This is a genomic window from Phytohabitans kaempferiae (assembly GCF_042433955.1).
GTDB classification, from domain to species: domain Bacteria; phylum Actinomycetota; class Actinomycetes; order Mycobacteriales; family Micromonosporaceae; genus Phytohabitans; species Phytohabitans kaempferiae.
On record NZ_JBHLUH010000089.1, the window covers coordinates 13,083 to 35,323 of the forward strand.

Sequence of the window (22,241 nt, forward strand, 5' to 3'; positions counted from 1 at the left end):
GATGTCCCTCACCGGGGGATGAGGAGCGGGGCCGGGGACCGTCGCCTGCCGTGGCACCTGGGCGGCGGCCTCCCGGCCCCGTGGTTCAGGCGGCGCGGTGGAAGCGGCGCACCGCCGCGGGCACGGCGACCGCCAGGATGCCGGCCGTCCAGGCCAGCGCGGCGGCGACCGCGCCCGCGGCGGGCCGGCCCTGCATCAGGGCCCGCACGGCGTCGATCACGGCGGTCAGCGGCTGGTGGGCGGCGACGGGCCGCAGCCACGCCGGCATCGTCTCCACCGGCACCAGCGCGCTTGACGCGAACATCAACGGAAAGACCACCAGGATGCCCGCGGCCAGCGCGGCCTCCCCGCCCCTCGCACGCAGTCCGAGGTACGCGAAGAGCCAGGTCAACGCGTATCCGAACGTGACCGCGACCACGACCGCTCCGGCCGCGGCGACCGGGCCGCCGGGCACGCGGAGCCCCACCACCACGCCGGCGGCGAGCATCGCGAGGACGACGAAGAGGTTGCGCCCGGCATCGGCGAGCGTGCGCCCGGCCAGCACGGCCACCGCCGACATGGGCAGTGTGCGGAACCGCTCGATCGTGCTGCTGGCCAGGTCTTCGGCGACGCCGACCGCGGTCTTGGCGCTGTCCCAGGCGACCACCTGCACGAGTACGCCGGGCACGAGCCAGTCGACGTAGCGCATCCCGGGCGTGGCCACCGCGCCGCCGAACACCTGCGTGAACAGCAGCACCAGCACCACCGGTTGGGCGGTGGAGAGCAGCAGCAGCTCGGGCTGGCGGCGCCAGTGGCGCAGGCTCCGCCCGGCCAGTACGAGCGTGTCGACGGCGCTCCACCTTAGAGTGTCCACTGTGGTCATGAGGTCGCCCCCGAAGCGGTCAGCGCGAGGAACGCGCCGTCCAGCGACGTGCTCCCGGTGCGCCGCTTGAGCTGGTCGGCCGTGCCCTCGGCGACCACGCGCCCGCCGTCGACGACCACGACCCGGTCGGCCAGGCGGTCGGCCTCCTCCAGGTACTGCGTGGTGAGCAGCACGCTCGTGCCCGCCGCCACGAACTCGTCGACCACCGCCCACAGCTGGTCGCGCCGCAGCGGGTCGAGGCCGGTGGTGGGCTCGTCCAGGAAGAGCACCGGGGCGTGCGCGACCAGGCTGGCGGCCAGGTCGAGGCGGCGGCGCATGCCCCCCGAGTACGTGCGGGCCAGCCGGTCGGCCACGCCCGCGAGACCGAAACGCTCCAGCAGCTCGCCGGCCCGCCGGGTCGCCGCGCGGTGCGGCATCCGGTGCAACCGTCCGAAGAGGACGAGGTTTTCCCGCCCGGTGAGCCGGCCGTCGACCGCGGCGTACTGGCCGGCGACGCCGATCGCCGCCCGTACCCGCTGGGGATGCCGGACCACGTCGAAGCCCGCCACCTCCGCGCGGCCGCCGTCCGGCGCGACCAGCGTGGTCAGGATCTTGACCGTGGTGCTCTTGCCGGCCCCGTTGGGGCCGAGGAGCGCGAGCACGCTGCCCGCCGGCACCTCCAGGTCGACGCCACGCAGCGCCGGGACGCCGGAGTACCGCTTCGTGAGCCCTTCGGCGCGGATGGCCGGCCTCACGCGGCGGCCCCCTGGTGGGCGCGTCCCGGCGGGGCCAGCTCGTGCAGCAGCTCCAGCCGCTCGGGGGTGAGCGGCTCGCGGAAGAGGGCGAGGTGCTCCCGGATGACCGCCGGCGGCCAGTCCCACCAGCGCAGCTCGAGCAAGCTCCGCACCATGGGCGCGGGGAAGCGCGGGCGCAGGTGGCGGGCGGGCACCCCGACCACCACCTCGTAGTCGGCCACGTCGCGGGTCACCACCGCGCCCGCGCCGACCACCGCGCCCACGCCGATCCGCACGCCGGCCCGGATCGTGGCGCCCGCGCCGATCCACGCGTCCGCGCCGATGGTGGTGCGCCCCACCGCCGGCCACGGGTCGTCGCAGAAGCCGAACTCGTGGTTGACCGGGAACACGTGCGTCGTCGGCAACTGCGGCCAGTGCGGGCTGGCGCCGATGGTCACCTTCTCGGCGATGCCCACGTACGGCCCCACGTCGGTGTTGAAGAGCGAGGTGAACCGCCCCACGATCGAGTACGGCTGGACGCTGCTCGCCCACAGCAGCGCGTACTCCATGATCAAGGCATTGCGCTCGACGACGGTGTCCTTGAGCTTCACCTGGTTGAGGCTGACCGTCGCGCCGTTGCGCCGGGCCCGCAGCACGGTGAGGAGGTTTCCCAACGAATAGGTGCGCGGCCACGCATTGACCGTCTTCGGCATGATCTCGCCGACCGGAGCCGGCGCGGTCGACACCAGCGGACCGGTGAGCGTGGCAGGGCTGCTCGTCATTCCCGTACCCCTCGTGATTCGGAATTCACCCGTTCGCCAAGCAACGATAGGGGCGGGCGCGGCAATGCGTCGTCCGTCGCGGGACCGAATTCGCCATTCCGCCGGTCGGTGGAAAATGTGAATGGCGAATGTCGAATCGGCGCGTACTGTGGCGCTTTCCGTTCACGCGCCGCGCCCGCGGGCACGCGCGCGGCGCGTGTGGGGTCAGGGGCGGGGGAGCAGCGGGCCCAGCGGGCCGAGGTCGAGGTTGAGGTCTTCCGGGTCGAGGCCGAAGTGCTCGCGCAGCTCGGCCATCTGTTCCTCCAGCGCCATCAGGGTCACGCCGATCCGCTCGACCTGTTCGTCGGTGAGGTCGCCCTGGTCGACCCGGCGCAGCGCCTGCCGCTCCATGAGCTGGCGGAGCAGCTCGATGATCGTGAGGACCAGGCTGGCCAGGCCGCGCTCGACCCCTCCCTGGTCCACCTCGACGCGGCCGGTCCGCGCCGGCCTGATCTCGCCCTCGTTCATTCCCACGCGCCTTCCTCTGACCGCTGCGCGGGCTGGGCCCGGACCGAGGAGAGCAGCGCCCGCAGCGAGATGTACACCAGGTCGACGTCGGCGATGGACAGGGCCAGCTCGCCGCTGACCACGACGCCCCGGGCCAGTACCCGGTCGAGCAGGTCGACCAGGGCGACCGGACGGGAGGTGCCCGCGCCCGGCACAGCCGGCTCGCTCATCGCCCACCACCTCTCGACGTCGCGCCCGCGTCGCTCTCCTCGAAGGCGGTCGCGCTCGCGTCGCTTTCTTCGAGGGCCGTCGCTCCGGCGTCGCTTTCCTCGAATGCGGTGAAGGAGTAGGGCGGCCAGGGACCGGTCAACTCCAGCCGGAGCGCCGGGTACCGGTCGCGGAGCGAGTCGACCAGGCCGGCGAACTCGGCCGCCCGCTCGGCGCGGACCAGGTACGCGCCGTTGAGCGCCATCCAGGCCGGTACACCGCTCAGGTTGGAGTCCTGCGGGCGGTGGCGCCGGGCGGCGTCGCAGTGCCGGGCCAGCTCCTCGTGCACCGCCTCGGCCGCCCGCGCCGCCGCCTCCTCGGCCGCCTCGCTCGCCTCTAGCTGGGCCCGCCGCCGGCGCAGGTAGGCGGCGCCGGCGCCACCGGTGCCGGTCCCGCCGGTGCCCGCCCCGGCCCTGCCCGGCGTGCTGGACCGGCCCGGCGTGCTGGACCTGCCCGCCGCGCCCGGGTCGGCCCGCGCATCCGGCGGCCCGGCGGCGTAGCCCTTGACCCCCCACTCGGTCCGACCCGCGATTCGGTCGAGGACGGCGCCGAAGTCGTCCCGGTGCCGGGTCAGCATCGCGCGTACCGCGTCGTCACCGTGGTACACCGTGGCGAGCCGCGTGGGCACCATCGGGCCGAGGCCGGCGACGGCGTCCGCGACCCGGTGGTGCGCCCGTGCCGTCGCCTCCAGCCAGGTCAGATCGTTCAGGTTGCGCCGGAGGGCCGCCTCGCCGTACTCGTCGGGATCGATGTCGGCGACCACCGCCACGAGCCCGTCGACCTCGACCACGCGCAGCGGCGCGCCGCCCGTACCGGTGAGCCCGGCCACCTGGTCGGGCCGCAGGTCCCGGGCGACCGCGTGTAGCCACACGTCCCGACTCCCGGCCATCTCTCCCACCTCGCTCCGCTCGGTCATCGGGAATCCCGCTCCCTGCCGCCGGACCGACGCGCTGGGCTGTTTTCGCCCCGCTCCGCGTCGTCACCTCGCTCGACGGCTCGGGGTGGCTCGTCGTCCCGCTCGACTGGCCGGCGCGGCCGTGCGGTGAGGAACGGGTCGTGCTCCCACCAGTCGATGCCCATCTCCCGGGCGGTGTCGACCGAGGCGACCACCAGCCGGAGCTTGATCGTCAGCAGCTCGATGTCGAGCAGGCTGACCCGGATGTCGCCGGCGATCACGACGCCCCGGTCGAGTACCCGTTCCAGGACGTCGGCGAGGTTGCCGGCGTCGCCGCCGGCGGGCGGACGGGAACCGGCCGGGACGGCCGCGGGGACGCCGCCGGTCGGTGCGAGGCCGGACCCGGAATCGAACGCGGGCTGGGGCATGGACACGTCACACCTCCGCGTCGCCGCTGTCGCCCCGACCGCGCGGATACCGCCGGGTGCGCCGGTAGCCGACGAGCTGGCCGGCGGCGTCCAGTTCGGTGCGGTACACCGCGAGGACGTCGGCGGAGGAGGGGATCCGCCGGTCCTCGACGACCTCGACGCCGATCACCCAGCCGGTGTCCGAGCGGTCCAGCGAGGTGATGCCGATGACCGGCTTGCCGGTCAGCTCGGCGATCTGGCGCAGGCCCGCCTGGGCGACCCGCGCCGGCGACGGGCGTGGCTCCTCGTCGGCGTCCGGCTCCTCGTCGGTTACCTCGTCCGGGTCCGGCTCGTAGCCGTCGGCGTCGTATTCCTCGTCGTCGTACCGCTCGTCGTCGTACCGCTCGTCGTCGCCGTACTCTTCGTCCTCGTACCTCTCGTCGTCACCATCGCCGCGACCGGACCGTGCCGCCCGCTGACGCCGTCCGCCCCGGCTGGTGCCGGTGTCGCCGTTGGACATGTGTCAGCTCCTTTCCTGTGCTTCCCCTGGCCCGGTCTGGCCCATCAGGGGTTCGAGAATCCGTTCCTGCGCCTCGGCCAGCTCCGGACCCGAGATCTCGCCGGCCGCGGCGGACGCCTCCAGCTCCTCCAGCCGGCGCCGTACGTTGACCGGGTCGTACAGCTCGCGTTCCGCCTGGGTCCGCAGCACCCTGGCCAGGGCGGTCAGGCCGCGGACCGGGGCGAGGGGGAGGCCCAGCAGGATGCCCAACACGGGTCACCCCGCCGGCTGTGGTGTGGTGACGAAGTCCCAGGGCGCGGACGGGCCGAGCAGTCGCACCGTGACCCGGTCCCGCCACTCGTCGGCGAGGACAGCCGCCGCCTCCTCGAACTCGGCGCCCCGGCTCCGCTCGACCAGAAACGCGACCCGGGCCGCGTCCTGCTCGTGCGTGGGCGGCTGCGGGGCGTTCGCCAGGGCCGATCCGGCGAGGGCGTCGACGATCCGCGCGGTGTCGCTGGCCCGCTTCGCCTCCACCGCCTGGTGGACGAGCTCGCCGAGCCGGATGCGCAGGTTGACGTTCGCCTCGGCCGGCAGGTCGCGCAGCTGCTCGCGCAGGGCGGCGGCTTCCGGCTGCTCGGCGAGTACCTCGGCCAGCAGTGCCTGCTCCACGTACCGGGCCCGGACCAGGTACTCGACCCGGCCGGTCAGCCCTTCAAGCACCTCCCGGTACCGGTCGTGCTGGCTGGCGAGCAGCTCGGTGACGGCCTCCCGGCTGGCCAGCACGGTGCCGAACCGGACCGGCAGCACCGGAACCTCGCCGGCCACCGCGGTGGCGTCCAGCAGCTTCTGGTACGCCATGAGGTCGGCCGGGCGACCCAGCCGCACGTCGAGCGGCATCTCGCTCACCAGTGCCGCCACGTCGCCGTGCCGGATCACGGTCACCGGGCCGAGCGGGTCGCCGAGACCCTCCACCTGGTCGGTGAGCTCGACATCGCTGGGTACCAGCCCGTAGAGGAGCTGACCGGTGCCCCGCTCGGTGGTGGCGGTGGTCCCCGCCTCGGTGTTCGCTGACATCTCAGTCCTCCCGCTGGCGCTGGCGGCGCGGCGCGCGTTCCCGATCGCCGGACCCGCCGACGAGCTCGCCGAGCGCGTCCCCGGCCTTCTCCATCAGCCCACCCTTCGGACCCGCCACGAGGTCCGGCAGGCCCTTGTCCCGGGTCGCCGACAGGTCGAGCCGGTTTGTCGCCTCGGCGAACCTGAGGTACGTGTCCACGCTGGCCACCACGACCCGGGCGTCGATGCTCAGCAGCCGGATGCCGACCAGGCTGACCGTCACCTGGGCGTCGATGACCAGTCCCTTGTCGAGGATCGTGGACACCACCTCGGCCAGGTCCGAGCCGCTGCCGCCCTGTGACGCACCGCCGGATGCCGGGACCAGGTCTGTCATCGTTGCCTCCCCTTCGTCGGGCGTTCCCGGTTCTCGCCGGCTCGACCGCGGCGTGCCCGGTCGTGCGTGTCGCGGCCGGACCGGCTCGGCCGCCGGGCCTCACCGCGTTCCGGGCCGGACTCGCCGTCCTCGGCCCCGCCGTCGTCGCCGTCCGCCTGGACGACCTGCCCGTCGTGGATCTCGCCGCGCCAGCCCTCGATCTCGTCCGGGCGCAGGATGCTCTGGGTCATGACGTGCCGCGCGAAGTGCTTGAGTTCGAGCCGGGCCCGCCGGCCCTGGGCACGCCAGAGGTTGCCGGTCCGCTCGAACAGACCCTGGGGGTGGTACTCGAGCACCAGCAGGACCCGGGTCAGCTCCGGGGCGACCTCGTGGAACGTCACCGTGCCGTCCACCGATCCCTTGGCTCCGGTGGAACGCCAGACGATCCGCCGGTCGGGCACCTGTTCCACGACCGTGGCCTCCCAGGTCCGGTGCGACCAGAAGACCTGTGCCTTCCAGGTCGACTTCTCCTCCGAGGTGCGCTCGACGTTCCCGAGCTTCTTCATGAACTTGGGGAAGTCCTCGAACCGGGTCCACTGGTTGTAGGCGACCCGCACCGGAACGCCGACGTCCACCGCCTCGACGATGTTCGTCACCTTGACCTTGTTCTTCGCGCCCTTGCCTCGGCCGAGCGCCGCCTTCACCTTCGCCTTGGCGGCGGCCAGTCCGGCGCTCAGCCCGGCCTTGACCGGTGAGGAGCCCTCGGCCAGTCGGCGGGCACCGGTGGCGGCGGCCGCCAGGCCCGGACCGCCGCCCTCGGCGTACTTGGTCATCCGCTCGGTGGCGTTGCCCAACCGGCCGGCCGCGCTCGACACGGCCCGCTGCGCCGCGGCTTCCAGCAGGTCGCGTACCGCGTCACCGAGTTGGCTCGCCGAGCCTCCGCCGGCGACCTTGCTCGCTGTCTTCGCCATCGGGCTCACCTGCCCCGCCGCCGCACCGGGGCGGCGGCGCTGGCCCGTCGCGCCTGGCGGCGTGGGGCGGGAGGCTCGTCTTCGAGGTCGTCCGGGTCTTCGTCGTCGAGGTCGGCCTCGGCGTCACCGTCCTCGTCGGCCTCGGCTTCCGGCTCCTCGTAGCCGAGGTCGTCGGCGTCGTCGTCGGCCAGGTCGTCCGGTTCGGTGTCGTCGGCCTCCGCGTCGTCGGGCTCGGACGTGCGTCCGCGCCGGCCCGGGCCGCCGCGCCGGCGCGTACCGGCCCGGGTCTGGCGGCGGGGCTGCGCGGAGTCGTCCGTGGACTCGTCGGACTCGTCGCTGACGTCGTCCGGTGCGGCCCGGCTCGGCTCGCGAAGGAGGTCTGCCCGCTGGCGCAGGCCGGCGCTGACCGAGTCCACGCGCCGGGTCACCGCGTTGGTGGCGGCGGCCTTCGTGGCGGCGACGAGCGGAGCGCCGAGTCCGGCCAGCTTGCCCAGCTCACCGGATCCACCGAGCATCTTCGCGCCCTGGCGCACCAGCGTCCGTGGATCGCGGCTCAACCGCCCGGCCGCCACCGCGCTACCGAGGACGAGCGCCAGCCGCAGGTTCCGGCGGCGGCCGAGCACGTACCCGGCGCCAGCCGCCAGGGCTATCTGTGTTGTTCGATTCATTTCCACGTCTCCTTCGCCGAATGCGGCTCGTCATTCCTCGGGGGTGATGGTTCGTCATTCCTCGGGGGTGATGGTTCGTCATTCCTCGGGGGTGATCTAGCCGCCGTCGGTACCCGCGTATCGGCCATCAGAAAACGACATCTCACATGGTGTGACTTAGGACACGGCGCGCAGCTGAGCAGCCATTTCAGAGCGGCCGCGAGCGCCGGACCCCATCCCTGGGCGGCGCGTGATCCGGGCGTTGCACGCAGGGGAAACGTCAAGGTGGCGAGGCTCGCACCGGGGCACGGATCGGATGCACCTCGCGTATCGGTCAAGGAGCGGGAAACCTCCTCGCCTCTTTTCTCGTGTCCGGTGAATGGGGCGGCGAGAAATGTTCTGGGAGGTCGGAAAATGGCTACGCCGAAATCGAGCCTTCGCTTTGGTGCGGCCGGTCGGCGCGACGGTGTGGGTCGTCCCCGCGGTGACGAAATCGCTCAGCTGTCGGCGACCGCCTCGATCTCGATCAGCAGATCCGGCCGGAACAGACCCGCCACCTGGACGAGCGAGCTGGTCGGCGGGCGCTCGACGAACTCGTCTCGCACGGCCCCTACCGTCGCCAGCGCGGAGGTGTCGACGACGTAGAAGGTGAGCTTGAAGACGTCGCCCCTGGTGGCGCCCGCCGCGGCCAGGGCGGCACAGCCAGCCGCCCGGACCGACGGAGGCCACGTGGCTGTATCCGTCGGGCCGCGGACGGGCCGGCCGGCGCTGTCGGCTCGGGACGCCGCCTTCGCGGTGGCGGTGGACGGCTCGGCGTGCCTCCCGTGGCGAGTTTCCGCCCCTCCACATAGAGGCAACTTCTCGCCACGCACGGACCCGACCCCTCGGTCTGGAGGCCGAGGTCGACCGGCCCTGGGCGTCGGCGACGCTCAGGGGTCGTGACGCGTCAGCCCTCGGAACAGATCATTAGGTCAGACCGTGGTGATGGGCGAAGACGGCGAGCTGCACGCGGTCGCGCAGCTCGAGCTTGGTCAGCAGCCGGGAGACGTGGGTCTTCACCGTGGACTCGCCGAGCACCAGCTCGTGGGCGATCTCCGCGTTGGTGCGCCCGTGCGCGACGAGCCGCAGCACGCTCCGCTCCCGCTCACTCAACCGCCGCCCGCCGGCGGGCCGGGGCCGGGGCGTCGGCGCCGCGCGGTAGAGGTCGAGCAACCGCCGGGCGAACGGCGGCGACAGCCACGCCTGCCCGGCCGCGACCGCCCGGACCGCCGCGATGAGGCTCGTGCCGGCCTCGGCCGTGAGCACGTATCCGTCGATGCCCGTCCGGGCGGCCGGATCGATCGGCACGTCGTCGACAGCGCCCGCCAGCAGGACGATCCGGGGACGAGGGCGGTCAGCCGGGTCACCTCCCACGACGCCGGCGCCGGCGGCCGGACCGCGTGTCGTGACGGTTGCTGGACCACGTGTCGCGGCGGTGGCTGGACCGCGTGTCGTGACGGTTGCTGGACCGCGTGTCGCGGCGGTTGCTGGACCACGTGTCGTGACGGTTGCTGGACCGGGCGTCGCGGCGGCGGCCGGGTCCTGCCCGCGGATGAGGGCGGCGGCCGTGCTCAGGCCGGCCGCGCGGCCGTCGAGCACCACGACGTCGGGCGCCAGGCTGGCGGCCCCGGCGACGGCCGCGGAGCCGCCCGACGTCTCGCCCACGAGCGCGAAATCATCGACGCCCTGCAGCACCGCGCGCACGCCGTCGCGCAGCAGGGACGGCTCGGCCGCCAGCATGATATTGATCATTGGCATGCGTATCGTCCCCCCGGAAGCGCGCCAATTGTAGCCCGCTCCGGGAGTGCGACCGGTTAGCGCGGAAACGCATTTACGGCCGCCCGGTAAATTGCTCGTGAATTGGATCCTGATGGTGTAACTCCGGATTTATGTTTCCGGCGGATTATCTGTCGCGGTCCAGGAAATCGCTCGGGCCGCCGCGTCGGGCGAGCATATCGTCCACTCTGGACCACGTGTGTCGGACGCGGTGTCGAGAGTCCGGGAGCCTCCACTTCGGACAAGCCGGCGCGGCGGACGCCGTCGCGTTCCTCGGCCATCGGACGGACGCTTGTGCTGTCGGAGGCCGCCGGTCACCGGTGAACGTCGGTGTCGCCGCACTAGGATGCCGATCATGGTCAGGTGCCACCGCGACGAACGGGTCGCGAAGCGCCTCCCGCCCCTGTGGCCGGTGGCCGCCCAAGACGTCGAGGAGGGGTATCGCCTGGTCGGCCTGGACGGCGCCCTGACCCGCGGTGGTGGAGCACGTCCAGTGGCTCGACAACCACCCCGCCGGCCCTGACACGCACGTGATGCTCTCGTTCGACGACGGGACCAATGTGGAGTTTTCCTTCGACGTGCCGCTCACTGTGTGCTGGCACGACGAGCGGCGCCCGGTCTCCGGGAGCGAGCTGGCCGCGGCCGTGCCCGCGCGATGGGGCACGCCGGCGCCGGGCGACCCCCGACTGTCGTAGCCAAGCCGGTCGGCGTGCCCGTGCGCGGACGGCAGGCCCTGCGGACGGCAGGGACGGCGACGGTACCGGCGCTGGCGCACCGGATACGCCGTCAGCCGAGGTCGGCGTCGTCGTCCACAGGCCTGAGCTTGCGCGTGTCGCGGAGTTCGACGTACGGCTCGCTGTCCACAGGGTGGCCGGCGGCGATGGCCCGCGCGCGGTGCAGTTCGGCGTCGAACTCCGCGCCCACCAGCACGGCGAGGTTGGATGTCCACAGCCAGACGTAGAAAATGATGACGGCACCAAGTACGCCGTACGTCCTGTTGAACGGGTCGAGGTTCGCGATGTATGCGGCGAAGCCGGCCGAGGCGAGCATCCACAGCGCCACCGCGAGCAGGCCGCCCGGGCTGACCCAGCGGTAGCCGCCCTGCCGCGCGTTGGGCGAGGCCCAGTAGAGCAGCGCGAACAGCTGGCTGACGATCCCCACGAGGATCGGCCATTTGACGATTTCCCAGACGGTGACCGGTGCTGGCCCGACGCCGAACGCCTCACCGACGCGCCGCGCCAGGTCGCCGGTGAGCACCACCGTCAGCGCGCTGACCGCCAGCAGCAGGCCCACCACGACGGTCACGCCCAGCCGGATCGGCACGGTCTTCCAGGCCGGCCGCCCCTCCGGCACGTCGTAGACCGTGTTGGCGGCGCGCATGAAGGCCGCGGTGTAGCCGCTCGCCGCCCACAGCGTGCCGGCCACGCCCGCCGCCGCGAGAATCCCGGCGTACCCGTGCGCGTCGGCGAGGCTGTGGGTTCCCTCGGTGAGGAGCTCTGCGGCCGGGCCGGACGCGATCGCGTCCATGTTGTCGATGAGCGGCTGGAGCGCCGGGGCGCCGAGCAGCGCGAGCACCGAGACGAGGACGAGCAGGCCGGGAAGGACGGAGAGCATGGCGTAGTAGGTGAGTGCCGCCGCCCAGTCGGTCAGCCGGTCCTCGCCGGACTCGCGGACGGTGCGCCGGAGCACGCCCCACCAGGCGCTGGCGCCGAGCCGCGCCGTGCGGTCCGGCGGCGGGCGGGCGGACACCGCCGGTCACCGCGCCCGCTGCCACCGCCGTTCAGGCGTGTGGGCTTTCGCCCGCCAGCGGCGGACGATCATGATGGTACCCACGACCGCGAGCAGGCCGCCGGCAGCGGCGGCGACGGGAGCGGGGCGCTGGCGCACCCTCTCCCTGACCTCGCTCGCCCGCAGCGTCGCCTGTTCGGTCGCGACGGTCGCGGTGTCCTGCATCCGGCCCCGTGCCTCGCCGGCCGCGCTCTTCGCGCGCGCCTTGACGTCCGCCTTCGCGGCGATCGCGTTGACGGTGTCGCCCAGGTCGTCGCGGGTCCGCTCGATCTCGGCGCGGAGCGCGTCCGGGTCGGAAGGCGGTGCTGGCGTGGGCTCGTTCGCGCTCATCGCTGCGCCCTCTCCCGGACCTCGCCGATGTCGGCGCGCACGCTGCGGGCCGCCTCACGCGGCACCGGCGGCACGGCCCGGGCGACCTGCCGCCGCCCGACGAGCGCGAGCACGCCCGCGACGGCGAAGAGCGCCACCGTCACGATCAGGGCCGAGAGCCACGCCGGTATCGCCTCGGCGAGGGCGAGCACCACCGTGGCGACCAGCGCCGCGACGCCGTAGAGCGCGGCGACGCCACCTCCGCCCAGCAGGCCGGCACCGGCACCGGCGCGTTTGCCTTTCTGCATCATCTCCGCGCGGGCCAGGGCCAGTTCGTCGCGGACGAGCCGGGAGATCTGTTCGGCCGCCTGGCGGACAAGGTCACCTGTACCCGCGCCGTGCGTGGCGTCGGACATGGTCGCTCACTCCTCACTGCCGATGATGGCAGTGATGCCCGTCGCCCTCCGCCTGAAACGCACCCCCGGGGGTAACGCTCAGCGGCCGCTGGACGCTGTTTTCTGTGGTGCACCCGTAGCGACGAAAGGTTGATCATGGTCGACGACCTCGGCGCAGGTCCGTCCGAGCTTTCTGTGTCCGCCGTACGCAAAGGCGAGGGCATCCGGCTCGTGGTGGCTGGCGAGGTCGACGTGATCTCCGCCGGGCGGTTCCGCGCACACCTGTCCGAGTCGCTCGACGCGCGCCCCCGGACCCTCAGCGTCGACCTCGGTGGCGTCACGTTCCTGGACTCGACCGGCCTGAGCGCGCTCGTGTACGCCCACCAACGCGCCCGCGCCGAGGGCGTCACGCTCGCGGTGAGCAGCCCACAGCCGCAGGTCCGCCGGCTTCTCGATGTCACCGGCCTGCTGACGGTGTTCACCGAGGAGAGCTGACCGGGTCACCGCCACCGGCCAGCCTGTCCTCCTCCTCGCCGCTGGCTGTGGGGCGGCGATGTGGTGGCCGCGGGATCCAGACCTGCGCCAGGATTCCTCCACTGTGGACAATCATCGGCTGCTCGCAGCCCCGCAGCGGCCCCGGCCCCGGCGCGCCGATCAGCGCCCCTCCTCGTTGTGCCGCTACGGCCGGTCGCCGTAACACAGCTACAGATGCCGGCATCGTGACAGCACGTATCGGCGCCGGGTCGCGAGAGGGCGGTATCCGGACAGAAGTCGCCCGGTTGAAAGCGCGGCAGCCCTCCGCACCGGTCGGTGCCTCAGTGTCCCGTGGAGGTTGAGTGTCGGGTCTCCACCTGTGGTTGAGCGTTCGATTCCTCGGCGTGGGCCGCTCCGGCGTGGCGAACGGTCAAGTGCGGCCGGTGTCGCTGGCGGCCAGGTTGGCCAGGTCCTTGGGCAGCTGCGCGAGCGTGTCCATGAACTCCTTGTAGCCGACCACATCACGAGTCGCGTGCAGCACCGCCGCCACGCCCCGCTCAGCCGTGCCGGGGTCGACGTTGGTTGCCTCGGCCACGCGGCGGATGAACTCCTCGTACGGGAACGCCTCGGGGTACTCCTGCGCCTTGAGGATGTAGGGTCGCAGCTCGTCCGGCATCCGATTGGCCAGGTCGCCGGCCTCCCCGCCGCTGATGCGTTGGGCGAGGGTACGCAGTGTCGCTTCGGTGAGGGCCTCGGCGACGTCCGTGGTGGTGTCGGTCCACTCGGCGACCTTCTGGATGAACGCGAGCTCGGTCATGCGCCCCAACCTGCCGGTGACGGGGGTGAGGCCGTATCGCCCGGCGCGGGTGGGCGACCCCGAGCGGACCGCCGGGCCGGTCGCCGTGCCGCGCTCCGACGGGACCGGCCGTGGACCACCGGCGACCAGCTACGGGAGGGACGGCTCCACGGCCCTGGCCATCTCGGCGGCGAGCCGGCACGCGGTGGCCTCGTCGCCGCCGACCGCCGTGGTGTCCACGCGGGCCGTGGTGCCGACGCCGAGGCTCATGCCGCAGCCGCCCGCCGGGCCGGTGAAGCTTCGCGCCGGGCGGTCACCGACGGTCGTGGCGCGGATGTCGGTGGCGACCAGGTCGTCGAGGCCGAGGCGTTCGAAGATCTCCACGCCGACGGTGAAGCTGTCCGACAGGGTCGTGCCCTCATGGCGCCAGCGGCACACGCGTGCCTGGCCGAGGGTCTTGGGAGTGGCGTCGGTGAGCCCGAGCCGCGCGACGGCGGGCTCGGGGAGGAGTGCGCACGGGTCCACGTCGGACAGTTGGCCGGCGGCCTCCGACGGGGATGGCGCGGACGTAGAAGGACTCAGTGGAGCGGGCGTGTCCCTCGTGGCGACGGTCGTCGCGGGCGGTGCGGCGGACGGCGCGGACCCTCCGCAGCCGGCGAGCGCCAGCAGGGCCGCCGCGGTCAGGATGGCGGCGGCGGTCGGCGAGGGGGACAGGACGGTGCCCGTCGTGCCCGGGCGGGAGCGCACCCGACCTGGCCCGCGCCTGGCCCCGTGTCCGGCGCGAGCCCTCACACCATGACCACCGCCGCGAGTCACGCCGCGACCGCTGGCATCGCGGGCCGCGTCACGACCGCCAGCGGAGTCGTGGCCGCCAGCGGCGTCACGACCATCAGCGGCGTCACGACCATCAGCAGCGTCACGACCATCAGCGGCGCCGCGACCGCCGGCCACGCCGCCATCGTGAGCCGCGCCGCGACCGCGAGCCGCGCCGGGCGCGCCAGCGGTGATGCCACCGCCCACCGTGCCGTCAGCGTGGGCCTGGCCGAAGGCGCCGGCCGTGCCGCCACTCGGGGTCATGTCTCGACCACCGGTGGCGACGCTGCCGCTGGGAGCGTCGCCACCGCGCGGGTGAGGCCGGGAGGGAAACCGGTCGCGGTGACGGTGGGGCGTGTCGGGTCGGTTGCGGCGGCCCTTGCGGACATGCGGATGCTCCTGTGACTGCGGCGGACACGGCCGAGTCAACCAGCCGCCAGCTTCAAACCGGCTTCACGCCGCCTCACCGCGAGCGGCGAAGCCAGCCTGACCCGCGAGCGGCGAAGCCAGCCTGACCGAGAGCGGCGAGTCCGGCCTGACCGCGACCGGCGAAGCCCAGCCCATCGCGGCCGCCGAAGCTCGGTACAGCGCGAGCGGCGACGCCAAGCCTGACCGCGAGGCGGCGAAGCCGCCGCCAGGCGCGTCGCCCTCCGCCGGCATACCCCGATGGGAGGACCGCGGCGCGTACGCTGCGTGTTGTCCGGGAGCTATTCTCCCTGTTCGCTGCGGTTGTGGGCAGCTACGCTGCGCGACCAGGGGCGCTTCGTGAAAGCGAATTGAAGCAGCCTTCTGGAACACTGCCAGGGTCGGCAGGCCGCTGGTGCTAACCGGGTATAAGAGACGAAGTGGGAGCTTTTCCTGTGTCGAGGATTCGCTGCGAGGGCGTGGCGGCGGTGCGGCCCCGCGCGCTGGCCGGCTCGCCACCGCCGCGAATCGAGCGACCGCGGATCGAGCCGCGCCCAGACGGCCACCTCGGCGCGCCCACCGGGACAGGAGACGCCGAGGACCCGCGCCGCCCTGGCGCCGCCCACCAGCCCGGCGCCAAAGAGGCGCCGACGAAGGGCGCCCGCACGCATCTGTCCTATGTGGACAACACGTGCCGCGCCTGGGACACGGACTAGCCGTGTCGCTGGCGTTCGGGCTGCTCGGTCCGTTCGAGATGCGGGTGGCGGACCGGGTCGTGCCGGTCCGCTCCCCGAAGCATCGCATCCTGCTCGCCGCGCTGGTGTTGCGGGGCGGGCGGGCCGTACCGGTGCGCGAACTGGCCGAGGCCATGTGGGGCACCGGGCCGCCGGAGAACCCCCGCCGCGCGACCCAGCTCGCGGTGGTGCGGCTGCGCGCTGCTCGACGAGGCGGGCGGCGCGGGCGCGATCGTCACCAGCGCGGACGGCTACCTCATCGACGTGGCGGCCGACCAGGTCGACGTCGACCGCTTCCGGCAGGGGCTGGCGGAGGCCGACCGGGCGGCCGAGCGTTCCGACCCGGCGGGCGAGGCGGCCGCCCTCCGCACCGCGCTCTCGCACTGGCGGGGCGAGCCGCTCGCCGACGTACCCTCGGACGTGCTCCAGTAGCAGGCCGTGCCGCGCCTGCGCGAGCAGCGGCTGCACGCGCTGGAGCGACGGTTCGATGTGGACCTGCGGCTCGGGCGGCACGAGCGGGTGATCGGCGAACTGGTCCAGGCGACCGCGGACAACCCGCTGCGGGAACGGTTCTGGGTCCAGCTGATGACCGCGCTGCACCGCAGCGGGCGGCGGGCCGACGCGCTGGCCGCGTACCACGACGGGCGGCGGCACCTCGCCGAGGAGCTCGGCATCGACCCGGGCGAGGAGATGCGGCAGGTGCACGCCGCGATCCTGGGCGGATACCGCTCGCCCGCGACCGGGGCGGTGCTGTTGCCGGCCACTCCCCGGCAGTTGCCGCCCGAGGTGTCCGCGTTCATCGGGCGGGTCCGGGAGGTGGCCTTGCTGGACACACTGCTGCTCGGCCATCGGGGTGCCACGCCGATCGCGGTCGTCAGCGGCACGGCCGGCGTGGGCAAGTCGTCCCTGGCGCTGCACTGGGCGCGCCGCACCGCCGACCGCTTCCCGGATGGGCAGCTCTGGGTCAACCTGCGCGGCTACGACCACCGCCCGGCGATGACGCCCGGCCAGGCGCTCACGCTCTTCCTGCGCGCGCTGGGCGTGCCGGGCGAGGCGATCCCGCCGGACGTGGAGAGCCAAAGTGGGCTCTATCGCTCTCTTATGGACGGTCGGCGCGCGCTCGTGGTGGTGGACAACGCGAGCGCCGCCGAGCAGGTCCGCCCGCTGCTGCCCGGCGGCCCCGGCAACGCGGTTCTGGTCACCAGCCGCAACCAGCTCACCGGGCTGGTCGCCGTGGAGGGGGCGCACACGGTGGCGCTTGACCTCTTCACCGGCGCCGAGGGGCGCGAGCTGCTGGCCCGACGGCTCGGCGCGGAGCGGGTCCAGGCCGCGCCGGTCGCGGTCCGCGAGATCGTGGAACGCTGCGCCGGGCTGCCGCTCGCGCTCGCCCTCGCCGCCGCCCGGGCCGCCCAGCGTCCCGCCCTCCCGCTCGCCGCGCTCGCCGGCCAGCTCCGCGCCGCCCGGGACAGCCTGGACGAGTTCGCCTCGCCGGACACCGCGACCGACGTACGGGCGGTCTTCGACTGCTCGTACCGCACGCTGAGCGAGCCGGCCGCGCGCCTGTTCCGCCTGCTCGGCCTGCACCCCGGCCCGGACGTCTCGGCGGACGCGCTGGCCAGCCTGGCCGGCGTACCCCCGGCGAAGCTGCGCCCGGTGCTCGCCGAGCTGGCCGGCGCGCACCTGGTGACCGAGCACGTCGACGGCAGGTGGACGCTGCACGACCTGCTCCGCGCGTACGCCACCGAGCTCGTGCACGCCCACGACACCGCCGCCGACCGGGACGCCGCGCTGCGCCGCCTGCTCGACCACCTGGTACACACCGGACACGCGGCCGCGCTGCTCATCGAGCCGCTGCGCCAGCCGATCCCGCTCGCGCCGGCCGCACCGGAGGTCGCCGTCCGCGCGCCGGCCGGGCGGGAGGCGGCGCTGGCGTGGTTCGGCGCCGAGTACACCGGGCTGCTCGCGGCGATCGAGCGGGCCGGGCGCGGCATGTTCGACACGCACATCTGGCAGCTCGTGTGGACACTCGCCGACTTCCAACAGTGGCGTGGGCTGTGGCACGACCGGGCGGCCAGCCTCCAGGCGGCGCTGGAGGCGACCCGCCGGCTGGATCACCGCACCGAGCAGGCGCGCGCCCACCGCGGGCTCGGGTACGCGTACACGCGGCTGGCCCGCAACGACGACGCCCAGCTGCACCTGCGGCACGCCCTCGACCTCTACACCGAGCTGGGCGACCCGGTCGGGCAGGGGCGTGCCCACCATGGACTGTCCTATGTGCTCGAACGCCAGGACGAGCCGAGGGCGGCGCTCTGGCACGCCCAGCGTGCACTCGACCTCTTCCCGGCGGACGGCAGCCGGGCGCAGAAGGCCCGCGCGCTCGGGACTGTCGGCTGGTGCCACGGCCAGCTCGGCGACCACGGCCAGTCACTGCGCTTCAACGAGGAGGCGCTGGCGCTGCTCGCCGGCACCGGAGACCGGGTCGCCGAGGCGGCGACGTGGGACAGCATCGGGTACGCCCACCACCACCTCGGCGACCACGGGCGCGCCATCGAGGGGTACGAGACGGCGCTGCGGCTGCGGCGCGACCTCGGGCACCGGTACGGCGAGGCGAACACGCTGGTCCACCTCGGCGACACGTACGACGCGCTCGGCGACGCCGTCCGGGCCCGCCGCGCGTGGCGGGACGCGCTCGCGGTGCTGGAGCAGCTCCGCGAGCCCGACGCCGAGCGGGTACGGGCCAAGCTCACCCGCCTCGACACCGGCCTCACGCCGTCCTGGGGCGTCGAACCGCGCTGAGTGCCGGGCCGACCGACCGGTCGGTGTGCAGGCGGGGCCGGGGAGGCGGCGGATCCCCGGCCCGCCCACCGCTACAGCACGCGGCGCAGGGCGTCGACTGCGTCCCGCTCCGCCTCGTACACCGCCTCGACCCGAGCGGCGAGCGCGCCGTAGTCGGCCGCGACGGGCGGCTTGTCGTGGTACTCGGCCCGCGAGGCCCACAGCTCGCCGGCCGCCTCCGCCCGGATCGCCGCGCCCGCGTCACCGGCCGCGACCCCGGCCGCGAGGTCGGCGGTCAGCTCGCGCAGCCGCTCGTACTCCGGCACGTCCGCCGGAAGCGCCGCCTCGGCCACGTCGTGCCAGCGCCGCCCCGCCTCCCGGAACGCCTCCGCCGCCGCGCCCGTCTCGCCAACCAGCGGGGCCGCCTCGTCGAGGAAGTCCGCGTACAGGTCGCGCAGGTGTCCGCCGAACGCACCGACCGGCTCGACACCCTCCCATATGGACAGCAGCGCGTCGGTCAGCCCGGCGCCGCCGGCGAAGACCTTGGGCCACCCCTTGGCGTTGCGTGTGTCGGTCATCAAGCGGCCCCACTTGCGCCAGGCGGGCAGCGCGAAGGACGCCGACTCCGCGCCCAGGTGCGCCACGCAGTCGGCGATCCCCGAGCGCACGAGCGCGGCCAGGTCCGCGGGGGCGGTCGCGGCGTCGACCACCACCAGATTGTTCCGGTACGAGGAGACGCGCGCCCGGGCCCGGTCGAGCGCGGCCCGCTCCACCGTCAGGGGCGCGACGTTGCGGTCGTCCACGCGCACCGCGTCGCCGGCCGCCGCGTACACGACCACGGGGTGCCCGCCGAACCCGTCGACGTGCGGAGGCAGGTGCCAGTATCCGACCAGTTGCCGGTCGGGCCAGACGATCGCCGGCTGCCCCGCGTCGAGCCGCTCGCTGAGCGCGGCGGCGGCGCCCTTCCCGCCGGCGGTGGCGTGCACGCGGGTCGTCGCGCCGAGCCGGTCGAGCGTGCGCGCGGTCCAGTCGATGTAGTTCCACCGGTACCGGTAGCCGAGCGTCAGGTGCGTGTACCGGTGCTCCTTGAACTCCCACAGGATGTAGCCGGCGCCCAGCCCGCCGCCGATGCCGAGGACCATCGCCTCGGAGAGCCCCGGCACGCCGAGGTGGGCCAGGAGGTTGGCGAGGTTGGCCGAGTCGGGGTGCGTGCCGCCGCGCAGTGCCCAGCCGTGGTCGGTCGGTGCCGGCTCGCTCGCGCCGGTGACGTGCCGCCGCGCGGTGCTGTAGCGCTCCCCGGTCTTGGCCATCCGCGCGCGGATCCGTGCCTTGAGGTGCTTGCCGCTGGTCATCGTGTGTCCTTCACCTGGCCGCGTGCCACCGCGGACCCACGCTCGCGCGGTCGCTGCGACCAAGCGGTGCGACAGACGACGGACCGATCGGATCCCGAGGCCGGACACCCCTTTGCCTCCGCGGTGCCGGGCCGCGTGGGAGCCCGGTCAGGAGGTTGGGCGTGGGAACACGCCATGCGCAGCGTACCGCGTGCGCCCGGTCCCTTCCAGGCCGGCGCCCGGCCGCGGGCAGGGCTCAGGTCGCGGGCGGGCGGGGGAGCGCGGGGTGCAGGTGGGCGGTGGCACCGCGGCGGTAAAGCTCGGCCCAGCCCCGCCCGGTCGCCAGCTTCTCGCCGGTCGGCTCGACGAAGCCGGGCGTGGAGAGCACCTTGCGGCGGAAGTTGGCCGCGTGCAGCGGGACGCCCCACACGGTCTCGTACACGCGGCGCAGGTCACTGATCGTGAATGGTTCGTCGAGGAAGGTCGTGGCCAGTCCGGTGTACTCCAGCTTGGCCCGGGCCCGCTCGATCCCGTCGGCGAGGATGCGGTCGTGGTCGAAGGCGAGCGCCGGTGCCGCGCCGCCGGCGAGGTCGGCCACCGGGCGGTAGCGCGCCTCGCTCGCGTCGGTGCCGGCGACCGGGGTCGGCAGGTCGGGTACCAGCGCCAGGTAGGCCACCGAGACCACGCGCATGCGCGGGTCGCGGGCGGGATCGCCGTACGTGGCGAGCTGCTCCATGTGGGCGCCGGTGACCAGCCCGGTCTCCTCGGCCAGCTCGCGGCGGGCCGCCTCGTCGAGGGTCTCGCGCGGACCGACGAACCCGCCCGGCAGTGCCCAGCTGCCCCGGTGGGGCGGCGCGCCGCGGCGGATCAGCAGCACGCAGAGCTGGCCGTCACGGACGGTCAGGATCACCAGGTCGACCGTCACCGCGACGGGCGGGAAGGCGTGGGGGTCGTAGCTGGCGAGGAAGTCGCGGTCCTCGCCGGTGAGGCGGTCGTCCACGGTCACGCAGAGCATGATACTCACAATGAGTTGTGTCGCGACTCAATTTGAGTCATGATGTTCGGCATGGTGCGGGACACGTCGCGCACCACGGCCGGGGAGGTCCCCGGCCGAGTGAAGAGTTCGTCCACATCGCACTGCGGCAACAGTCCGATGAGGACGCCGCCCTCCGGCGGGGTGCCGCCCCGCCGGAGGCGGTGTGGGGTGCCGCCGCCCGCACCGGCTCCCTCCAGAGAGGAACGTCATGACACCGAAGGAGCGGCTCACCGCGCTGCGTGACGCGGAGCTGGACGGCAAGCCGATGAAGATCACGCCGTTCTGGGGGCACAAGCCCACCGCGAGCGGGGCGGTCGGGTCGGGTTGCCTGAGCCAGTGGTGGCCGGCGGAGTTCACTGTGGACGGCGAGGACTACCGGACCGCGGAGCACTGGATGATGGCGGAGAAAGCGCGCCTCTTCGCGGACGAGGAAGGGCTCGCCGCCGTGCTCGCGGCCGTGAGCCCGGGCGCCGCGAAGGCCGCCGGCCGCAAGGTGCGCGGCTTCGACGAGCAGCGCTGGACCGACGCCCGGTACGACATCGTGGTGGCCGGCAATCTCGCCAAGTTCGGGCAGCACGCCGCCCTGCGCGACTTCCTGCTCGCGACCGGCGACCGCGTGCTGGTGGAGGCGAGCCCGCTCGACCGGGTCTGGGGCATCGGCATGGCGCCCGGCCATCCCGACGTGCCGCATCCGCTCCGGTGGCGCGGGCTCAACCTGCTCGGCTTCGCGCTCATGGACGTACGGGAGAAGCTGTGAACAACCAGGATCTGCGGTCGGTCGCCGTCCAGACGATCGCCATCTACCGGGCCGGCCGCTACCGGACGCCCTCCGGCGGCTGGGTCCACATCGACGAGGCGGTCGAGGCGGCGATGGAGGGGACCCGGCTGCACCTGCCCGACCAGGAGCTGCCGGCCGGCGCCCCCGCCGCCGGCCCGCCCCGGATCGAGGTCACCACCGAGTCGACGCTCTCCGCCGCCCGGCGCCTCGGCGAGGGCACCGCCGCGCTGGTCTTCGCCTCCGCCCGCAACCCCGGCGGCGGCTTCCTCAAGGGCGCGGTGGCGCAGGAGGAGGACGTCGCCCGCGCCTCCGCGCTGCACGCCTGCCTGGAGACCCAGCCCGCGTTCTACCAGCACCACCGCTCCGACCCCGACCTGCGCTACAGCGACCGGGTCATCTACTCGCCCGGTGTGCCGGTGTTCCGCGACGACACGCTGGCGCTGCTGGAGGTGCCGTACCGCACCGCGATGGTCACTGCGGCCGCGCCCAACCTGGGCGCGCTCCGCGCCAACCGGCCTGACCTCGTGCCCACGGTCCCCGAGGTGATCGAGCGGCGGGCGGTACGCGTGCTGCGGGTCGCCGCCGCGCACGGGCACCGGCGCCTCGTGCTGGGCGCGTGGGGCTGCGGCGTCTTCGGCAACGACCCGGCGGTGGTGGCGTCCGCGTTCGCCGAGGCGCTGTGCCGGGTCGACGCGTTCGACCACGTGACGTTCGCGGTGCTCGACCCGAGCGGCACCGGCCGGACCTACCGCACGTTCGCCGCGACGCTGGGCGAGGCGGATCGCCCCACGACCTCGGCGGCCGGCGGCGGGAAGCGCGGCCGCTGACCGGCGCCGC

At 73.9% G+C, this 22,241-nt stretch carries 29 protein-coding genes and 2 pseudogenes; 7 read left to right on the forward strand and 24 right to left on the reverse strand.

Features of this window, described 5'->3' with window-relative positions; genetic code table 11:
* Positions 1 to 85: 85 nt before the first annotated feature.
* The 15 genes and pseudogenes from ACFFIA_RS39225 to ACFFIA_RS39295 all read right to left on the reverse strand — a co-directional run bounded on the left by ACFFIA_RS39225 (position 86) and on the right by ACFFIA_RS39295 (position 9,752).
* Positions 86 to 862, reverse strand: coding sequence for an ABC transporter permease (locus ACFFIA_RS39225; protein WP_377261555.1), 777 nt, complete (start codon positions 860 to 862; stop codon positions 86 to 88).
* Positions 863 to 903: 41 nt separating this feature from the next.
* Positions 904 to 1,596 (reverse strand): annotated as a pseudogene (locus tag ACFFIA_RS39230) (ABC transporter ATP-binding protein); the annotation flags it as partial.
* Complete coding sequence (locus ACFFIA_RS39235; RefSeq protein WP_377261558.1) at positions 1,593 to 2,357, reverse strand: DapH/DapD/GlmU-related protein; 765 nt, start codon at positions 2,355 to 2,357, stop codon at positions 1,593 to 1,595. The pseudogene ACFFIA_RS39230 and the gene ACFFIA_RS39235, both read right to left, overlap by 4 nt.
* A gap of 204 nt (positions 2,358 to 2,561) precedes the next feature.
* Positions 2,562 to 2,864: a gas vesicle protein K gene (locus tag ACFFIA_RS39240; protein WP_377261849.1), complete on the reverse strand. Its 303-nt coding sequence runs from the start codon at positions 2,862 to 2,864 to the stop codon at positions 2,562 to 2,564.
* Positions 2,861 to 3,073 (reverse strand): gas vesicle protein, encoded by a 213-nt coding sequence (locus ACFFIA_RS39245; protein WP_377261560.1) that lies wholly within the window; start codon positions 3,071 to 3,073, stop codon positions 2,861 to 2,863. The genes ACFFIA_RS39240 and ACFFIA_RS39245 overlap by 4 nt, the downstream gene beginning before the upstream one ends.
* A complete protein-coding gene (locus ACFFIA_RS39250) occupies positions 3,070 to 4,026 on the reverse strand; it encodes a GvpL/GvpF family gas vesicle protein (RefSeq protein ID WP_377261563.1) in 957 nt (318 codons plus the stop codon). Before ACFFIA_RS39250 ends, ACFFIA_RS39245 begins: the two co-directional genes overlap by 4 nt.
* Positions 4,023 to 4,433 (reverse strand): gas vesicle protein, encoded by a 411-nt coding sequence (locus ACFFIA_RS42560; protein WP_446686996.1) that lies wholly within the window; start codon positions 4,431 to 4,433, stop codon positions 4,023 to 4,025. Before ACFFIA_RS42560 ends, ACFFIA_RS39250 begins: the two co-directional genes overlap by 4 nt.
* A 7-nt stretch (positions 4,434 to 4,440) precedes the next feature.
* Positions 4,441 to 4,932 (reverse strand): gas vesicle protein GvpO, encoded by a 492-nt coding sequence (gvpO, locus tag ACFFIA_RS39260; RefSeq protein ID WP_377261565.1) that lies wholly within the window; start codon positions 4,930 to 4,932, stop codon positions 4,441 to 4,443.
* 3 nt (positions 4,933 to 4,935) lie between these two features.
* Positions 4,936 to 5,184, reverse strand: coding sequence for a gas vesicle protein GvpG (locus ACFFIA_RS39265; RefSeq protein ID WP_377261568.1), 249 nt, complete (start codon positions 5,182 to 5,184; stop codon positions 4,936 to 4,938).
* A 3-nt stretch (positions 5,185 to 5,187) separates the two neighbouring features.
* A complete protein-coding gene (locus ACFFIA_RS39270) occupies positions 5,188 to 5,985 on the reverse strand; it encodes a GvpL/GvpF family gas vesicle protein (RefSeq protein WP_377261571.1) in 798 nt (265 codons plus the stop codon).
* Position 5,986: 1 nt separating this feature from the next.
* Positions 5,987 to 6,358: a gas vesicle protein GvpJ gene (gene gvpJ / locus ACFFIA_RS42565; RefSeq protein WP_446686997.1), complete on the reverse strand. Its 372-nt coding sequence runs from the start codon at positions 6,356 to 6,358 to the stop codon at positions 5,987 to 5,989.
* Positions 6,355 to 7,308, reverse strand: coding sequence for an SRPBCC family protein (locus tag ACFFIA_RS39280; RefSeq protein ID WP_377261573.1), 954 nt, complete (start codon positions 7,306 to 7,308; stop codon positions 6,355 to 6,357). The genes gvpJ and ACFFIA_RS39280 overlap by 4 nt, the downstream gene beginning before the upstream one ends.
* Positions 7,309 to 7,313: 5 nt before the next feature.
* The gene (locus tag ACFFIA_RS39285) at positions 7,314 to 7,976 is read right to left on the reverse strand and encodes a hypothetical protein (RefSeq protein WP_377261576.1); all 663 of its coding nucleotides are present in this window, start codon (positions 7,974 to 7,976) and stop codon (positions 7,314 to 7,316) included.
* A gap of 476 nt (positions 7,977 to 8,452) precedes the next feature.
* The gene (locus tag ACFFIA_RS39290) at positions 8,453 to 8,827 is read right to left on the reverse strand and encodes a RidA family protein (RefSeq protein WP_377261579.1); all 375 of its coding nucleotides are present in this window, start codon (positions 8,825 to 8,827) and stop codon (positions 8,453 to 8,455) included.
* 94 nt (positions 8,828 to 8,921) lie between these two features.
* The gene (locus ACFFIA_RS39295) at positions 8,922 to 9,752 is read right to left on the reverse strand and encodes a response regulator transcription factor (protein ID WP_377261582.1); all 831 of its coding nucleotides are present in this window, start codon (positions 9,750 to 9,752) and stop codon (positions 8,922 to 8,924) included.
* A 494-nt stretch (positions 9,753 to 10,246) separates the two neighbouring features.
* On the opposite strand from ACFFIA_RS39295, the gene ACFFIA_RS39300 reads away from it, so the two are divergent.
* Positions 10,247 to 10,465, forward strand: a complete 219-nt coding sequence (locus ACFFIA_RS39300; RefSeq protein WP_377261584.1) for a hypothetical protein — start codon at positions 10,247 to 10,249, stop codon at positions 10,463 to 10,465.
* A 91-nt stretch (positions 10,466 to 10,556) separates the two neighbouring features.
* Here the strand turns inward: ACFFIA_RS39300 and ACFFIA_RS39305 are convergent, their stop codons facing one another.
* The 3 genes from ACFFIA_RS39305 to ACFFIA_RS39315 are packed head-to-tail and all read right to left on the reverse strand — an operon-like array spanning position 10,557 to position 12,283.
* Positions 10,557 to 11,519 carry a YihY/virulence factor BrkB family protein gene (locus tag ACFFIA_RS39305; RefSeq protein ID WP_377261587.1) on the reverse strand — a complete coding sequence of 321 codons (963 nt, stop codon included), beginning with the start codon at positions 11,517 to 11,519 and terminating at the stop codon, positions 10,557 to 10,559.
* Positions 11,520 to 11,525: 6 nt separating this feature from the next.
* A complete protein-coding gene (locus ACFFIA_RS39310; protein WP_377261590.1) occupies positions 11,526 to 11,888 on the reverse strand; it encodes a DUF3618 domain-containing protein in 363 nt (120 codons plus the stop codon).
* On the reverse strand, positions 11,885 to 12,283 hold the full coding sequence (locus tag ACFFIA_RS39315; RefSeq protein WP_377261592.1) for a phage holin family protein: 399 nt from the start codon (positions 12,281 to 12,283) through the stop codon (positions 11,885 to 11,887). Before ACFFIA_RS39315 ends, ACFFIA_RS39310 begins: the two co-directional genes overlap by 4 nt.
* 135 nt (positions 12,284 to 12,418) lie before the next feature.
* Here ACFFIA_RS39315 and ACFFIA_RS39320 point away from each other — a divergent pair, with 135 nt between their 5' ends.
* Positions 12,419 to 12,757, forward strand: coding sequence for an STAS domain-containing protein (locus ACFFIA_RS39320; protein WP_377261594.1), 339 nt, complete (start codon positions 12,419 to 12,421; stop codon positions 12,755 to 12,757).
* 409 nt (positions 12,758 to 13,166) lie between these two features.
* Here the strand turns inward: ACFFIA_RS39320 and ACFFIA_RS39325 are convergent, their stop codons facing one another.
* From ACFFIA_RS39325 to ACFFIA_RS39335, 3 genes are all read right to left on the reverse strand, one after another.
* A complete protein-coding gene (locus ACFFIA_RS39325) occupies positions 13,167 to 13,553 on the reverse strand; it encodes a DUF2267 domain-containing protein (protein ID WP_377261597.1) in 387 nt (128 codons plus the stop codon).
* A gap of 129 nt (positions 13,554 to 13,682) precedes the next feature.
* The gene (locus ACFFIA_RS39330) at positions 13,683 to 14,279 is read right to left on the reverse strand and encodes a DUF3558 family protein (RefSeq protein WP_377261599.1); all 597 of its coding nucleotides are present in this window, start codon (positions 14,277 to 14,279) and stop codon (positions 13,683 to 13,685) included.
* A gap of 65 nt (positions 14,280 to 14,344) precedes the next feature.
* Positions 14,345 to 14,545 (reverse strand): hypothetical protein, encoded by a 201-nt coding sequence (locus ACFFIA_RS39335; RefSeq protein WP_377261601.1) that lies wholly within the window; start codon positions 14,543 to 14,545, stop codon positions 14,345 to 14,347.
* Positions 14,546 to 15,205: 660 nt separating this feature from the next.
* Here ACFFIA_RS39335 and ACFFIA_RS39340 point away from each other — a divergent pair.
* Complete coding sequence (locus ACFFIA_RS39340) at positions 15,206 to 15,466, forward strand: hypothetical protein (RefSeq protein WP_377261604.1); 261 nt, start codon at positions 15,206 to 15,208, stop codon at positions 15,464 to 15,466.
* On the opposite strand, the gene ACFFIA_RS39345 is transcribed toward ACFFIA_RS39340, so the two are convergent.
* Entirely contained in the window at positions 15,463 to 15,723 is a 261-nt protein-coding gene (locus tag ACFFIA_RS39345) for a hypothetical protein (RefSeq protein WP_377261606.1), read from the reverse strand. The two genes, ACFFIA_RS39340 and ACFFIA_RS39345, sit on opposite strands and share 4 nt — an antisense overlap.
* A gap of 25 nt (positions 15,724 to 15,748) precedes the next feature.
* Here ACFFIA_RS39345 and ACFFIA_RS42645 point away from each other — a divergent pair.
* Both ACFFIA_RS42645 and ACFFIA_RS42650 read left to right on the forward strand, forming a co-directional pair.
* A pseudogene (locus ACFFIA_RS42645) lies at positions 15,749 to 16,189 on the forward strand (AfsR/SARP family transcriptional regulator); the annotation flags it as partial.
* Between the two features lie 291 nt (positions 16,190 to 16,480).
* Complete coding sequence (locus ACFFIA_RS42650) at positions 16,481 to 18,280, forward strand: tetratricopeptide repeat protein (protein ID WP_512700739.1); 1,800 nt, start codon at positions 16,481 to 16,483, stop codon at positions 18,278 to 18,280.
* Positions 18,281 to 18,351: 71 nt separating this feature from the next.
* Here ACFFIA_RS42650 and ACFFIA_RS39360 read toward each other — a convergent pair whose 3' ends face one another.
* Complete coding sequence (locus ACFFIA_RS39360) at positions 18,352 to 19,611, reverse strand: BtrH N-terminal domain-containing protein (protein ID WP_377261608.1); 1,260 nt, start codon at positions 19,609 to 19,611, stop codon at positions 18,352 to 18,354.
* Between the two features lie 235 nt (positions 19,612 to 19,846).
* Positions 19,847 to 20,596 (reverse strand): NUDIX hydrolase, encoded by a 750-nt coding sequence (locus tag ACFFIA_RS39365; RefSeq protein WP_377261610.1) that lies wholly within the window; start codon positions 20,594 to 20,596, stop codon positions 19,847 to 19,849.
* Positions 20,597 to 20,834: 238 nt separating this feature from the next.
* Between ACFFIA_RS39365 and ybiA the strand changes: the two genes are divergently transcribed.
* Positions 20,835 to 21,383, forward strand: coding sequence for a riboflavin biosynthesis intermediates N-glycosidase (gene ybiA / locus ACFFIA_RS39370; RefSeq protein WP_377261612.1), 549 nt, complete (start codon positions 20,835 to 20,837; stop codon positions 21,381 to 21,383).
* Positions 21,380 to 22,231: a TIGR02452 family protein gene (locus tag ACFFIA_RS39375; RefSeq protein ID WP_377261615.1), complete on the forward strand. Its 852-nt coding sequence runs from the start codon at positions 21,380 to 21,382 to the stop codon at positions 22,229 to 22,231. The genes ybiA and ACFFIA_RS39375 overlap by 4 nt, the downstream gene beginning before the upstream one ends.
* The last annotated feature ends 10 nt before the right edge of the window (positions 22,232 to 22,241 follow it).

What these genes read in the sequence shown, in the direction of transcription:
- ACFFIA_RS39225 (WP_377261555.1), bottom strand. Translation starts at nt 862, where the DNA reads ATGACCACAGTGGACACTCTAAGGTGGAGCGCCGTCGACACGCTCGTA.
- ACFFIA_RS39235 (WP_377261558.1), bottom strand. Translation starts at nt 2,357, where the DNA reads ATGACGAGCAGCCCTGCCACGCTCACCGGTCCGCTGGTGTCGACCGCG.
- ACFFIA_RS39240 (WP_377261849.1), bottom strand. Translation starts at nt 2,864, where the DNA reads ATGAACGAGGGCGAGATCAGGCCGGCGCGGACCGGCCGCGTCGAGGTG.
- ACFFIA_RS39245 (WP_377261560.1), bottom strand. Translation starts at nt 3,073, where the DNA reads ATGAGCGAGCCGGCTGTGCCGGGCGCGGGCACCTCCCGTCCGGTCGCC.
- ACFFIA_RS39250 (WP_377261563.1), bottom strand. Translation starts at nt 4,026, where the DNA reads ATGACCGAGCGGAGCGAGGTGGGAGAGATGGCCGGGAGTCGGGACGTG.
- ACFFIA_RS42560 (WP_446686996.1), bottom strand. Translation starts at nt 4,433, where the DNA reads ATGCCCCAGCCCGCGTTCGATTCCGGGTCCGGCCTCGCACCGACCGGC.
- gvpO (WP_377261565.1), bottom strand. Translation starts at nt 4,932, where the DNA reads ATGTCCAACGGCGACACCGGCACCAGCCGGGGCGGACGGCGTCAGCGG.
- ACFFIA_RS39270 (WP_377261571.1), bottom strand. Translation starts at nt 5,985, where the DNA reads ATGTCAGCGAACACCGAGGCGGGGACCACCGCCACCACCGAGCGGGGC.
- gvpJ (WP_446686997.1), bottom strand. Translation starts at nt 6,358, where the DNA reads ATGACAGACCTGGTCCCGGCATCCGGCGGTGCGTCACAGGGCGGCAGC.
- ACFFIA_RS39280 (WP_377261573.1), bottom strand. Translation starts at nt 7,308, where the DNA reads ATGGCGAAGACAGCGAGCAAGGTCGCCGGCGGAGGCTCGGCGAGCCAA.
- ACFFIA_RS39285 (WP_377261576.1), bottom strand. Translation starts at nt 7,976, where the DNA reads ATGAATCGAACAACACAGATAGCCCTGGCGGCTGGCGCCGGGTACGTG.
- ACFFIA_RS39295 (WP_377261582.1), bottom strand. Translation starts at nt 9,752, where the DNA reads ATGCCAATGATCAATATCATGCTGGCGGCCGAGCCGTCCCTGCTGCGC.
- ACFFIA_RS39310 (WP_377261590.1), bottom strand. Translation starts at nt 11,888, where the DNA reads ATGAGCGCGAACGAGCCCACGCCAGCACCGCCTTCCGACCCGGACGCG.
- ACFFIA_RS39315 (WP_377261592.1), bottom strand. Translation starts at nt 12,283, where the DNA reads ATGTCCGACGCCACGCACGGCGCGGGTACAGGTGACCTTGTCCGCCAG.
- ACFFIA_RS39320 (WP_377261594.1), top strand. Translation starts at nt 12,419, where the DNA reads ATGGTCGACGACCTCGGCGCAGGTCCGTCCGAGCTTTCTGTGTCCGCC.
- ACFFIA_RS39325 (WP_377261597.1), bottom strand. Translation starts at nt 13,553, where the DNA reads ATGACCGAGCTCGCGTTCATCCAGAAGGTCGCCGAGTGGACCGACACC.
- ACFFIA_RS42650 (WP_512700739.1), top strand. Translation starts at nt 16,481, where the DNA reads ATGACGCCCGGCCAGGCGCTCACGCTCTTCCTGCGCGCGCTGGGCGTG.
- ACFFIA_RS39360 (WP_377261608.1), bottom strand. Translation starts at nt 19,611, where the DNA reads ATGACCAGCGGCAAGCACCTCAAGGCACGGATCCGCGCGCGGATGGCC.
- ybiA (WP_377261612.1), top strand. Translation starts at nt 20,835, where the DNA reads ATGACACCGAAGGAGCGGCTCACCGCGCTGCGTGACGCGGAGCTGGAC.